Here is a 12,827-nt window from a genome sequence, read left to right as displayed (position 1 = left end):
TTACAAACTTGATAATTATTTTTTGCTAAATCAATCGCAATAACGTTAAGATTCACCATGTATGGACTCCTTTTGTAAAAGTTTTGTCGCTTATTACGTTACCCCCCTGTGGGAGGGGAGTCCATACTTCTCTGTGGTTCGAAAAAAGATCTAGCAAACAGTTAGTCTCGATAAATAGGTTACTGGCTGCGTCTGAGAAGAAGGTTGGTGAAGTTATTTGGGTTTCCTCGTTGTTTTCTCATTCAGTTCTCTTTGTGAATGAAAATATTTGAACCACAGAGGGCACCGAGGCGCTGCGCGCTGCACAGAGAAGGTAATTTCACAAAGAGGATAAGAGGCGCTGCGCTTTAGAGAACTCCTTGTCTTCCTCTGTGCTCTCTATGTCCTCTGTGGTTCGAAAAAAGATCTAGCAAATAGTTAGTCTCGATAAATAGGTTACTGGCTGCGTCTGAGAAGAGGGCTAGATAAAGTTATTTGGGTTTCCTCGTTGTTTTCTCATTCACTTCTCTTTGTGAATATAGATATTTGAACCACAGAGTTCACCGAGGCGCTGCGCGCTACACTGAGAAACTTAATGCACAAAGAGGATAAGAGGCGCTGCGCTTTAGAGGACTCCTTGTCTTTCTCTGTGCTCTCTATGTCCTCTGTGGTTCGAAAAAAAGTTAGTCTCGATAAATAGGTTACTGGCTGCGTCTGAGAAGAAGGTTGGTGAAGTTAATTTGGGTTTCCTCGTTGTCTTCTCATTCAGTTCTCTTTGTGAATAAAGATATTTGAACCACAGATGGTACCGAGGCGCTGCGCGCTGCACAGAGGAAAAGCAATACTCACAAAGAGGATAAGAGGCGCTGCGCTTTAGAGAACTCCTTGTCTTCCTCTGTGGTTCGAAAAAAGATCTAGCAAATCGCTCGTCTCTAAATTTAAACCCACGAAACACGTTTCACTTTGATAGGAAAAAACTAGGCTACTGGGGAAGTACAGCTATTCGTAGCCTAGTTTAACAAGGTTGAAATGGTTACAGCATATGCAGGATTTGCTTAGCTTTTTCGCGAGTTAAACACGCGGCCATTGGGCGTTTTGCAAATAGCTTGGCTGAGACAGTTTGTTCTTTGCCCATGTATTGGTTATGCAGTGTTTGCACATTGACTTTGCAGGTCACCGAATGGCTGTTTTCTACATAGCGAATTTCTACTCGCTCTACTTTTTTAATTAAGTTTTTATAAGGGTAGCCTTCATCGGTATCAAGCTGAGTAATTACGGGTTGGTTGGCATAACTAAAGCTTGTGGCAACTATAAGTAATAAAATAAGTAAGTATTTCATGGTGTTTGTCCTTTTCTTGTCGCGGTTGGCAATATGAGTATTACTCGTGTTACTACTACTGACAAACGATTAAAAATTGCCTATGCTTAATTTTTTATTAACCATAAAAGCGTATGCAGTTACCTCCATTAAAAAGCCTTTGGTATTTTAAGCACGCGGCAGAGTTAGGTAGCTTTAAGCTTGCGGCAGAGCAGTTGTTTGTTAGCCAAGCTGCGGTTAGCCAACAAATTCGCTTGTTAGAACAACAGCTTGATTGCAGCTTGTTTACTCGTCATACCCGTTATGTTGAGCTGACTCGCCAAGGCGAACAGCTTTTACCCCATGTACTTAAGGGGTTTAGCCATTTGCAGGCCGGTGTGCAGGCAGTTAGCCAAGATAGCCACCCAAATACGTTAAACTTAACTGTGCTACCTTCGTTCGCCAGTGGTTGGTTGCTTGGCCGAATTAGCGACTTTCAAAACAAGTATCCCCATATCAAAGTGCGTATTGAACCAAGCGATCAGCTTGCTGACTTTTCAGCGGGGCAGGTCGATTTAGGTATTCGTTTTGGTCAAGGCAGTTACCCGGGTTTGCATAGTGAGCTCATCAGTGACGACAGTTTATTTTTGGCTTATAAACCAGGGGCTATAGATACTTCTAAGTCACTAAAAAATCAGGTGTTAGAGCAAAAATTAATAAAAGATATTTGTCCAGATGCAGAGCGCGGTTGGCTAAAGCTGGCTGATGAACTTGCAGTCAGCCCTGATGCTTTGCCCTCGCTTGAGATAGATAACGCGGCATTGGTGATTCAAGCTACGCTTGCAGGACAAGGAATTGCTTTGGTTAGGCGGCGGTTAATTGAGTCTCAACTTTTACATGGGCAGTTAGAGATTTACCCTGATTTTGAATACCATTGCCAGTACAAGTATTACCTTGCAGCACCTTTAGAGCATTTTAAATGGCAAAAAGTCCAATTATTTAAAGACTGGCTGCAGAAGCAATTTGCATATGATGATCAACACTATAAATCGCGACAAGCCAAATTAATGGGAAATAAAAAGTAATTCTTTAGGATGATTGGCTAAGAAGTGTTGCAGTTTTAATTCAAAATGATACGCTGTACCTCTAAATTTTTACAGTGACGTAAATATATGTTTAAAAGGATTTTAATTGCAGCTTTTCTGTTTATTCCTGCATGTTTGTTAGCTCAGCCCACTGAGTCTCAGAATGAATGTAAACGTATGCAAACTGAACGCAAAGAGTTGCAATCTGCACTTCGTAAAGCCCATTTGCTTGATGAAATAAGTGTCTATAAATTACGTATTGATAATTTATCATCACGTATTTCTGAGTCATGTTTTACCAAAGAGCAAATAGCTGAAAAAACCAATGCTTTGTACCGTAAAGATTTTTCTGATTTAGAAAGCTCAGTATCTCAACCTCTCACAGCGCAAGCGTTAAGCAGCAAACAAGCGGCATGGGAGCGTTTTTATGTAATGCCCACCCGGTGTATAGAAAAAGCGTTAGAGCTTAAAAATTTAGATTGGTGTATCGAAAACAAACAAATTCAGTTTCAACAATTTGATATGCTATGGCAGCAAAAAAATGTACAAACAACCCGCTCAGAAGCAAAACCAACAGACACATTTCATGAGTTTATTTTGCCAAGCAAAGCTGAGCGAGCAAAAATTCTTGCTCAGCAAGAGTCAAAGCGATATAGCCGTACAAGTGAAACTATATTACCAGCGAATATTATCGTGTTGTGCTGCATTGCGTTGACAGCTTTTTTCTCAATAATTTTTGTTTATCATTGGCTTATGCAATCAAGAGCGTCAATTAAATAATTCCATGTAGCAAGGAATGATGCCTTGTTACCTTGCTACATGGTGAGTTTTTAATCGTAAGTTTTAAATTTTTTTGCGCGCTCTTCTGCGTCAATTAAAGCTTGTGATTTTGGCTGTTTTGCTTTGTTTTCAATAACAGGCTTTTCGTTTGACTCTGGATCCCATGCTGGGTCTAGTGACAAATTAGCAAATGGGTTCTTGGGTTTTTCATCGGTTTGCTCATCGTCTGTTAGTACATCTTCTTTTTGCTGATCTGCCGTTTCTTCATCAGCTGAATAAGCATCTTTACCTTGATGGCTTTCATCTAGTGAAATTGTGGGGGTGTCGTCTTGCTCGGTATCGTCAAAGCTTACAGGCTCATCCTGCAACTCTAACTCAAGTGCTTGCAACGCTTTTGCTAAATCATCATCGCTAATATCATCATCTGCAGAGATTTCATGTGTAGGTGTTTGATCTGATTTATTAAAATCTTCAGTGAATGAAAGATCCTCATTGACTAATGATGATAAGTCGTACTCGGGTACGTCATCATGTTTAGGCTTTTCTTCGGTATTTGGTGTTTTGTATTCATCAAAACCAAATGACGATGAGCTAAAGCTTGGCTCTTCAGGCTCGTTTTCTTCAGGTTGCTCTAGTGCTGGCTCATCATCGGTTACTGGTGCTTTGTATTCGTCAAAACCAAATGACGATGCGCTAAAGCTTGGCTCTTCAGGCTCGCTTGCTTCAGGTTGATCTAGTGCTGGCTCATCATCGGTAACTGGTGTTTTGTATTCGTCAAAACCAAAAGACGACGAGCTAAAGCGTGGCTCTTCAGGCTCGCTTTCTTCAGGTTGCTCTTGTGCTGGCTCATCATCAGTAGTTGGTGCTTTGTATTCGTCAAAACCAAATGACGACGAGCTAAAGCGAGGCTCTTCAGGCTCGTTTTCTTCCGCTTGCTCTGGCTCATTATCTATTAAAGCCGTGCTCTGTTTATTTTGCGCGTAATTTGGATCAGCCCACGTATCATCAGTTGGAGCTTGCTCTTCTGTTGTTGCATTAAAGCTCGTGAAATCGTCTTCTTGTTTTTCTGGTTGCTGGTTTTCAGAAGCAGAAAATGAATCATATGGCGCAGAAGTATTACTGTCATAAGCTGAAGAGCTGTTTAATTCTGGTGTTGGCTCAGGAGCTAAAAAGTCTGAGTCGTTTTGATTTTTTTGTGCTTTAGCCTCAGCTGCAGCTTTTATAGCCTGAGCATGGAGTAAATCTTGTGCTAACTCTGAATCTGAATCGTTTTGTTTATTTTGACGAATTCGAACAATAACTAATCCTGCGATAAGCAAAATGAGTAAAACGATTAAACTTGGCACTAACAGTGAACTTGATGAGCTAACTTCATTATTCTGAACCGGCGCTGGTGTTGGCTCGGGAAGAGGAGTGTTATTTATTTGCGCATTATTTGTTTCTGTTGCAACAGGCTCTTGTACTGGTGTTTGTGGCTCGAACTCAGGCGAGATTTCAGTAGGTTCTTTAATAGCCTCAATTACCGGCTCAACAACAGTCTCTGCAGCGTTTTGCTTAGGTTGTTCCTGCATTGTTGCTAAATCATTGCTAGGGATACTCTCAACCTGAGGAGTTTCTGGTGCAGCAGGCTCGTCGTTCACTCTATTTGTTAGGATAGCTTGTTCAGCTGTGGTGTCAGCTTGCTCGCTTTCGTTAATAGCATTTGCTTCTGGTGCTGCAGTTTCTTCAGGGGTGCCTAAAATAGCACCGGAGTGGCCGTTTGAGCGATTCACTTTATTAACCGAAACGGGGGGGGAGTCTATTGTCTGCTCAGCAATGTTTTCAAGCGCCGCTTCGTTATGCACTGGCGTTGGGTTCTGGCAATTTTTTTCAAAGCTTCTAGCAGCAGAACGATAATTTTTGTTGCTGGTGTTAAAACGAAACTCATGCATTTGCTGTTTTAACAATATACACATTGCTTCATTGTATTGTGCTTTAGTTGCAAAGCTCATGCTTATAAGAAACAGCAAAATAGATAGTTTTTTTATTGGCATAGTTCTCTTACCAGTAAGGTTAATCTGGTTACCCAAGTAGTTAATTAATTTTAAGCTCAGACCGGCAATTTATCCACAATCGCTTAATCTATCACCATGAGTGCGCGGTATTCGTCATAGGCAAATTGGTCTGTCATACCGCTAATATAATCTTGAATTAAACGACAACGATAATAAAACTCATAGGCAGCAAAGTGATCGGGCTCTGCTTTTAACGCGTCAATCGCCTTTTGATAGCTGTTCAAATGTTTATTTGAGAGTTTTTTTACTAGTCGTGTTTCTATTAAGTAATTTTGGTCGCCTTTTAACACACGCTTAAACGCATCAGCTTCAAGAGCAAGTAATGGTTTATAGCAATCAAGCAGGCCACTAATAATGCGGTAACCTTGTAGTTCTAAACGCTCCACTTCTTTGTGGCAAAAAACATGTTTTAGTGCAACCTGTTTTAAGGTAAGTGTGACAGCATGTAAGTGACTACGATCTTCTAATAAAGCTTGATTAAAGTCGCCGTGGTAAATAGCTTCGATATTATTAATAAAGCGCTCAGCTGCATAACTCACTAACGGATGCAATAAAGTGACACGTAAGTAGATGAAAAACTCACTATTAAAATTGTAAGGCTGTTCTTGAGCCTTACTTAGCGCATAATCAATGGCTTTTTCGGCAAAGTCACTATGCTTAGTATCGTCAATTGTGAGGTTAGTAAGTGTGCGACTGTATTGCTCTTTGAGTTTTTCACAGAGCGACTCTACGCTAATAATGCCTTTTTCTACGGCATCTTCTATGTCGGCTAGACAGTATGAGATATCGTCGGCAGCTTCCATAATATAGCTGATTGGATGGCGACAATATTGCTCTATATCAAGTTCGGTTTGGAGTGCTTCAACAAATGGTTTTTCGCTGAAGTAGTAACCGACTTTTTTCATTAAGTAGTTTTTGTCTTGTGGAATATCTGACTTGAGCATACTGGCCGGGCGTGTGTACTTTAAAATGCCCGCACTTTGGCTGTAAGTTAAATTAAGTGATAGCAATGAATGGATAATGCGGATCCCCTGCGCATTACCTTCAAAATTTTTAATATCCTCAGCGAGGTGTTTAAAAATAACACTTATACCAATGCCTTTGCAGCGCTCAGGAGTTAGTGCATCTAAATGCTTAGCAAACCATTGGTTGATTGCTGCTTCGCCAAAGTGGCCAAAGGGTGGGTTGCCTATGTCGTGCATTAAACACGCCATTTCAACGAGGCTTTCTAAAGGCCGTTCAAGCCCCACTAAACCATATTCTTTTTGCTTGGCATCGCTCAACTTATTAAAAATTGTTTGTACAATAAAGCGACCCACTTGTTGTACTTCAAGAGAGTGAGTAAGCCTTGAGCGCACGGCAGCATTGCGTTCAAGCGGAAAAACTTGGGTTTTTTGCTGTAAGCGACGAATAGCAGCGCTATTAATAATACGACCTCGATCACTTTCAAGCGCAGTATGCAAGTTATTGGTTGAACGCATTTCGCGTGCAGGGGTGATTTTTTTTCTAAAATCGATCATTTATTTTTCCCACAAAGCAATATATGCCGCGCAGTTGAGAGTTGTTAGCAAAACTTAGCCATAATTAAATTTAATCTAACAGCTTGTATCTAAAATTTAAATATCCTTTTTTTATTAATGTCTTACTTTAAATTAAGCCACTTATTCATATATTATTTGCTTTTACATACTTATCTCCTACCTTGGGGTATAAAGTAAGGTCTTTTGGATGTTTGGCAACCATTTTTACGGTGGCATGCATAAAGCTAATTAGTAAAACGTTATATAAAAAGTTAGCAGTCATTATCACAAAATTTTCAAAACTATTTGCTAAAGTCTCTAAGCAAATTAAAAATTAAACGAAAGGGTTTTCTATGCGTATTTGGCAACTAGTTTTAGCTGGGATATTGCTTTTCAGTTCGGGTGTAAAAGCTGACCAAGAGCAATCGGTGGTACTTATTTCGATAGATGGGTTTCGTTGGGATTACATTGAAAAACATCAGGCGAAACATTTAAAAGCAATCAGTGAGCAGGGCGTAAGAGCAACCAAAATGCGCCCCGTATACCCAACCAAAACTTTTCCGAATCATATTTCGATTATTACCGGTTTGCTGCCTGTTAATCATGGCATTGTCGATAACCGCTTTTGTGATACTGAGCGCAACGACTGCTACAAAATGGGAAAAGGTAAAGACGATAGCACTTGGGTTAACGGCATTCCGCTTTGGAATTTAGCACAAATGCAGGGCTTAAAAGCAGCCACCTATTTTTGGCCAGAGTCAGATGCGCGTTTTAACGGTATGTTACCTGATTATTTTTACCATTATTCAAAACACAGTGATTACCAAAGACGCGTTGACCAAATTATTCAGTGGTTGAGCTTACCAAAAGCACAGCGACCACGTTTGGTGATTAGTTATTTTTCGCTGGTGGATAGTATGGGACATGAGTTTGGCCCAGATGCCAAAGAAACCTATGATGCAGTACAAAAGCTCGACAGTTTAATGGCTGATTTATCGAGCCGTTTAAAAGCACTTGATGAAAATATTAACTTAGTGATTGTGTCTGATCATGGTATGGCGTCTGTTGATCCAAGCCTTAGCATCAAAATTGATAGCCTGCCACAAGACGAAAACTTTATAGTGCAAAACACAGGCCCTCGCGTCTTATATTATGCAAAACCAGATAGCAAAGCAGATATTAGCGGATTCAGTAAAAAGCTCGCTAAAGCTGCTGAAGGTCGTTACATCGTATTAAGTGAGAAGCAAAAGCACGATTATCACTATGATAAAGGCCCGCGAGTTGGCGATATTATTTTGCAAACCGAAGCGCCCCGCGTGTTTACCGATAGTAAAATGGCCGGTTATTTAGGCACTCATGGTTATGCTTATAGCGAAGATATGGCCGCCACCTTTCTAGCCGAAGGCCCAGCTTTTAAACAAGGCATGCGCTTAGACGAAGTAAGTAATTTAGATGTGTACCCGCTCATTGCCAAAATACTCGGTCTTGAGATCTTAAGCCCAATTGATAGCGATGGCGCAAGTTTATGGCCGGCTAGGAAGCAGTAAGCTTTGAGTTAGCTAGGGGAAAGTTGCTAGGGAAAGAGTAAAGTTAGCGAGGGGAAAGGAGCTAGGCTCTAGGACGCGATGTAAAATCGCCGCTACAGACTCGCATCTCGAATCCCGTAACTTTACCCTTGTATCTCGCTCGCTTCCACTTTCCCCTTGTAACTCTTACAACTTCGTTACCCAGCCGTATTCTCCGTGGCTTATAAATTTATAGCTGTCAGTGTGGGTGTTAAGCTGCCCTTGCAGAGTATTTTTTGTTACGGTCATCACTGCTTGATGGCTAGTCTTGTCATCATCAGTGACTTTACCAAATACGCTCCGATCACCATTGCTCGCTTCAATAATATTGCTTATTTCTAGTGTGTAAGTGCGGCTTTCATCAACAGCTAAAATTAAGTTATCACCCGCTTGAAGTGTTTTTAGTGTATCTAAATCGAATTCACTAAACGCTGTGTCACTTAATTTCTCGGGCAAACGACCTTGTTTGTAGAGAAATTCATGGGCTTTGTTTGAAAGCTGATTTAGCGGTGCTGTTAAATTAACAGTAGGTTGCTGAGGCAGCACCTGTTGCTCTGAATTGTAAGTTGCAACATTCGGTTGTGTGTCTGGTTTTGATGTAAAACCATCACTTTGAATATGCCATTCATTCAATGCAAATGCAGTGAGTGGCAAAATGAAGATTAATGCAAGCGTCCTGTTCACATGTTTCTCTTACGGGGGTTAATGTTAACTTAATGTTGATTTTTACCTTAAGTTAACATCTTGGTCAATAGATAATCAGTAAGTTGCGGTAATAATTGTCGTGACGATAAAATTAATTAATTTTACTTAGTTTGCAATGCTCAGCATAATCCGCGTTTTTTTGTCACATAAACCCAAGATTAGAGGTAACGAGTATGCGCGGGTGGATTATTTATAAAGATAGCCAAGGTTTGCTAAAGCAAGAGACCTACGAGGTAGAGCGCTTGCTTGCTGCTGCAAAAGAAGAAGGCATCGACTTACATGTTTACTCGCCTGATCAGTTTGATTTAACAATTACTCGCGAAGATGGCAAAAGCATCTTAATCGATGGGCAATCAGTTGCGTTACCAGATTTCGTTATTCCACGAATGGGTGCAAGCACAACCTATTTTGCGTTGGCAATTATTCGTCACTTGGAACGTTTAGGTGTGTATTGTGTAAATAGCTCGCAATCAATTGAAACGGTAAAAGACAAATTATTTGCACAGCAAATTTTAGCAGAATGTAATTTGCCTACACCAAATACCATGTTGGTTAAGTTTCCGGTGAACATTGATTTAGTGGAAAAACAGATTGGTTTCCCTGTCGTGATAAAGACGTTATCGGGCTCGCAGGGTAGTGGCGTATTTTTATCAAAATCAAAAGATGAGTTTGATGATTTAATGCAACTTATTGAAGCGGCAAATCCACAGGCAAATATCATTTTACAGCAGTTTGTTAAGTCGAGTCATGGTCGAGATTTGCGAGTGCTTACTATCGGTGGGCGTGCTGTTGCATGTATGGAGCGTAACTCACAGGGTAAAAACTTTAAAGCCAATGTAAGTGCCGGAGGAACAGGTAAGTCATTTACTATTACACCTGAAATCGAATGGCTTGCAACTCAAACTGCGAACGTACTCAACCTTGATGTAGCGGGCATTGACTTATTATTTGACGAGCAGCACTTTAAAATTTGTGAAGCAAACTCAAGCCCAGGTTTTGAAGGTTTAGAAGGGGCGTTAGGGATTGATGTAGCCAAAGAGATTTTGCACTTTATTCGCATTCGTCTGGGTATTTTTGATAAGCCCGAAGTACTCGAAGAGCCTTGTTTAGAGGCTGTTTAATATTTTTCAAGGTGTGTATATAACACGCCTTTTTTGTGTCATCTGTATAGTAAATAAACTTACAAATACTACAAAAGTGTACAGTGCTAATTAGCAAATCATAGGATAAGGTAGATTTTTTTATTGGCAAGGAGTGTGTGTACATGAGTCAGCTCATCAGTCGAGCAACTGCGGGTTTAGTGGCTGTTATTATCGGCTTTACCAGCTCAATCGCGCTTATTTATCAGGTTGTGATGGTGTTAGGTGGCACCCCCGATTTAGTTGCCAGCTGGGTGTTGATGCTCGGTCTTGCTATGGGCGTGAGCTCAATTGCTTTGTCTTATTACTACAAAGTGCCGATTCTTATCGCGTGGTCAACAACCGGAGCGGCATTACTTATTTCAAGTGCTCAAGGGTATAGCTTAAACCAAGCTGTTGGCGCGTTTATGTTCTCTGCGGCGCTGGTGTTTTTATCTGGTATTACCGGCGTGTTCGAAAAAATGATGAACAAAATTCCAAGCCAACTGGCTTGTGCCATGCTTGCAGGTGTACTGGTGAATTTTGGCATTGATGTATTTAATTTTATGAACGAACTGCCATTAGTAATTGGCTTAATGGTCGCGGTGTATTTATGTGGAAAACGTTACTTTGCGCGCTTTGCTATGCTCGCAGTGGTTGTGGCTGGCTTTTTAATGGCAGGCATAACAGGGCAAATCGATACCTCTAGCTGGCAGTGGAAAATGAGCGAGTTTGCTTACATAGCGCCAGTGTTCGACATTAATGCCATGATCAGTGTTGGTTTACCGCTGTTTATAGTAACGATGACATCGCAAAACTTACCTGGCATCGCCGTGTTAAAAGCGCATCAGTATAAAGCCCCTGTGTCGGCGGCGTTAAATGTAACGGGACTTTTAAATGTGTTTATTGCGCCTTTTGGTGGTTATGCAATTAATCTTGCTGCCATCACTGCGGCAATTTGTATGAGTCCTGAGGCTGATAAAGACCCAAGCAAGCGTTATTGGGCAAGCATTGCGGGTGGTGTGTTTTACATTATTATGGCGCTCCTTGCCGCAACGCTAGTTGGTTTGGTAGCAAGTTTGCCACAAGCACTTATTTTAGCGTTGGCAGGTATTGCGTTATTCGCCACCATTGCTAGTAGCTTACAGCAAGCTTTAACTGAGGCGTATTATACCGAAGCCGCTATAGTGACCTTTTTAGTAACAGCTTCTAACCTAACCTTATTCTCGGTCGGTTCTGCGTTTTGGGGGATTGTTGCTGGCACGGTGACCTTGGTTATGACACGTAAAGATTGAGGGATTTGAAACGATGCAAGTTATACGAAGCCACGAATTTACAGCTGAACGAGCTTGGGGAGCATTAGATATTGCCAATATGAATGGTATTACAACTCGTTTGCACTGGACGAATGAACCTTATAAATGGCACATCAATAATGGTGAAGAAGTTTTTGTGGTGTTAAGTGGTCAGGTTGAAATGCTTTATAAACAGCATGGTGAAGTATGTGCTGAGCTTCTTAATCCAGGGGATATCTTTTTTGCCAGTGTTGGCACGGAGCATGTTGCGCATCCCAAGGGAGAAGCGCGAATTTTGGTTATCGAATCGCAAGGCAGTGTATAACAAAAAAAGCCCCAGCTTTACTGGGGCCTTTTGTTATTTAAGTAATGGTTTTATCACTTCAAATATCGCATTGATGTGATCACTGCGGGTATTGAGTGCTGGTATGTATCGGTACTTTTCACCACCTGCATGTTCAAAAATTTCACGATTCTCGCCTTCAATTTCTTCTAAGGTTTCTAGGCAATCGGCACTAAATGCAGGGCTGATAATCGCTATATCCTTAATACCTTGCTCTGGATAGCTTTCAAGTGTGGCATCGGTGTAAGGTTTTAACCACTCAGCTTTACCAAAGCGGCTTTGGAAAGTTGTTACAGCAAAGTCTTTCTCAAAGCCAAGTTTCTCTGCCACTAAACGGGTAGTTTGCATACAAAAGCAGTAGTAAGGGTCGCCATTTTCTAAAAATTGCTTAGGTGTACCGTGGTACGAAAACACCAGCTTTTGTGGTGTGCCATGGGCATTTAAGTCTTCACTAATGCTAGCGGCGAGGGCATCAATATAAGTTGGGTTATTGTGATAACCATTAATAAAATGCAGCTCTGGCACCCAGCGCCATTTACGAAGCACATTTGATACTGCATCAAACGTTGAACCTATGGTGGTGCTTGAATATTGCGGATACATCGGCAGCACGATAACGCGAGTGATGCCTTTGTCGCGAAGCTCTTCAAGGCCTGCTTCAATCGATGGGTTACCGTAGCGCATTGCCATAACCACTTCAGTGTCGTGGTGCCCTTTATCTTTTAATAGTGCTGCAAGGCGTTTACTTTGTTCTCGCGTAATGTGTGTTAGTGGTGAGCCGTTTTCAGTCCAGATGCTTTTGTAAAGTGCTGCTGAACGTTTCGGGCGCAGCGTTAAAACAAAGCAATACAGGATAATCATCCAAATAAAGCGAGGGATCTCGACGATACGAGGATCAGATAAAAACTCGCGTAAGTAAGTTCTAAGTGCCGCTGTTGTTGGCGCATCTGGGCTCCCTAAGTTGGTCAATAAAATACCCGTTTTTTTATTGAATCGGCCGTCATGCGGGTTATCGGTTATAGCGGAAAATCGCGACACTGAGCGCTCCTTTATGAAGTAAACGTTATATAAATCGTATTGTAACGA

General features: G+C 41.2%; 11 protein-coding genes. 6 read left to right on the top strand and 5 right to left on the bottom strand.

The features are described from left to right. Positions 1-1,012: 1,012 nt before the first annotated feature. On the bottom strand, positions 1,013-1,318 hold the full coding sequence (locus tag L1264_RS17805; RefSeq protein ID WP_063703979.1) for a hypothetical protein: 306 nt from the start codon (positions 1,316-1,318) through the stop codon (positions 1,013-1,015). A 113-nt stretch (positions 1,319-1,431) separates the two neighbouring features. Between L1264_RS17805 and L1264_RS17800 the strand changes: the two genes are divergently transcribed. Further along, positions 1,432-2,361, top strand: a complete 930-nt coding sequence (locus L1264_RS17800; protein WP_199527450.1) for a LysR substrate-binding domain-containing protein — start codon at positions 1,432-1,434, stop codon at positions 2,359-2,361. An 87-nt stretch (positions 2,362-2,448) separates the two neighbouring features. Beyond that, positions 2,449-3,141, top strand: coding sequence for a hypothetical protein (locus L1264_RS17795; RefSeq protein WP_135926723.1), 693 nt, complete (start codon positions 2,449-2,451; stop codon positions 3,139-3,141). 50 nt (positions 3,142-3,191) lie between these two features. On the opposite strand, the gene L1264_RS17790 is transcribed toward L1264_RS17795, so the two are convergent. After that, complete coding sequence (locus L1264_RS17790; RefSeq protein ID WP_235404324.1) at positions 3,192-5,174, bottom strand: hypothetical protein; 1,983 nt, start codon at positions 5,172-5,174, stop codon at positions 3,192-3,194. Between the two features lie 83 nt (positions 5,175-5,257). After that, the gene (gene dgt, locus L1264_RS17785; protein WP_199527451.1) at positions 5,258-6,715 is read right to left on the bottom strand and encodes a dGTPase; all 1,458 of its coding nucleotides are present in this window, start codon (positions 6,713-6,715) and stop codon (positions 5,258-5,260) included. Between the two features lie 353 nt (positions 6,716-7,068). Here dgt and L1264_RS17780 point away from each other — a divergent pair, with 353 nt between their 5' ends. Next, the gene (locus L1264_RS17780) at positions 7,069-8,262 is read left to right on the top strand and encodes an alkaline phosphatase family protein (RefSeq protein ID WP_199527452.1); all 1,194 of its coding nucleotides are present in this window, start codon (positions 7,069-7,071) and stop codon (positions 8,260-8,262) included. Positions 8,263-8,427: 165 nt separating this feature from the next. On the opposite strand, the gene L1264_RS17775 is transcribed toward L1264_RS17780, so the two are convergent. Next, entirely contained in the window at positions 8,428-8,964 is a 537-nt protein-coding gene (locus L1264_RS17775; RefSeq protein WP_199527453.1) for a hypothetical protein, read from the bottom strand. Between the two features lie 194 nt (positions 8,965-9,158). On the opposite strand from L1264_RS17775, the gene L1264_RS17770 reads away from it, so the two are divergent. The 3 genes from L1264_RS17770 to L1264_RS17760 all read left to right on the top strand — a co-directional run bounded on the left by L1264_RS17770 (position 9,159) and on the right by L1264_RS17760 (position 11,723). Then, the gene (locus tag L1264_RS17770) at positions 9,159-10,106 is read left to right on the top strand and encodes an ATP-grasp domain-containing protein (protein WP_135926728.1); all 948 of its coding nucleotides are present in this window, start codon (positions 9,159-9,161) and stop codon (positions 10,104-10,106) included. A gap of 143 nt (positions 10,107-10,249) precedes the next feature. Continuing rightward, a complete protein-coding gene (locus tag L1264_RS17765) occupies positions 10,250-11,398 on the top strand; it encodes a benzoate/H(+) symporter BenE family transporter (protein WP_199527454.1) in 1,149 nt (382 codons plus the stop codon). A gap of 13 nt (positions 11,399-11,411) precedes the next feature. Continuing rightward, positions 11,412-11,723 carry a cupin domain-containing protein gene (locus L1264_RS17760; protein WP_138558202.1) on the top strand — a complete coding sequence of 104 codons (312 nt, stop codon included), beginning with the start codon at positions 11,412-11,414 and terminating at the stop codon, positions 11,721-11,723. Between the two features lie 33 nt (positions 11,724-11,756). Here the strand turns inward: L1264_RS17760 and hemH are convergent, their stop codons facing one another. Beyond that, on the bottom strand, positions 11,757-12,779 hold the full coding sequence (hemH, locus tag L1264_RS17755) for a ferrochelatase (protein ID WP_135926731.1): 1,023 nt from the start codon (positions 12,777-12,779) through the stop codon (positions 11,757-11,759). Positions 12,780-12,827: the final 48 nt, after the last annotated feature.

It is taken from the genome of Pseudoalteromonas sp. APAL1, assembly GCF_021532475.1.
In the GTDB taxonomy this organism is placed as follows: Bacteria; Pseudomonadota; Gammaproteobacteria; order Enterobacterales; family Alteromonadaceae; genus Pseudoalteromonas; species Pseudoalteromonas lipolytica_C.
This window is presented reverse-complemented; position numbering and strand designations above follow the sequence as displayed.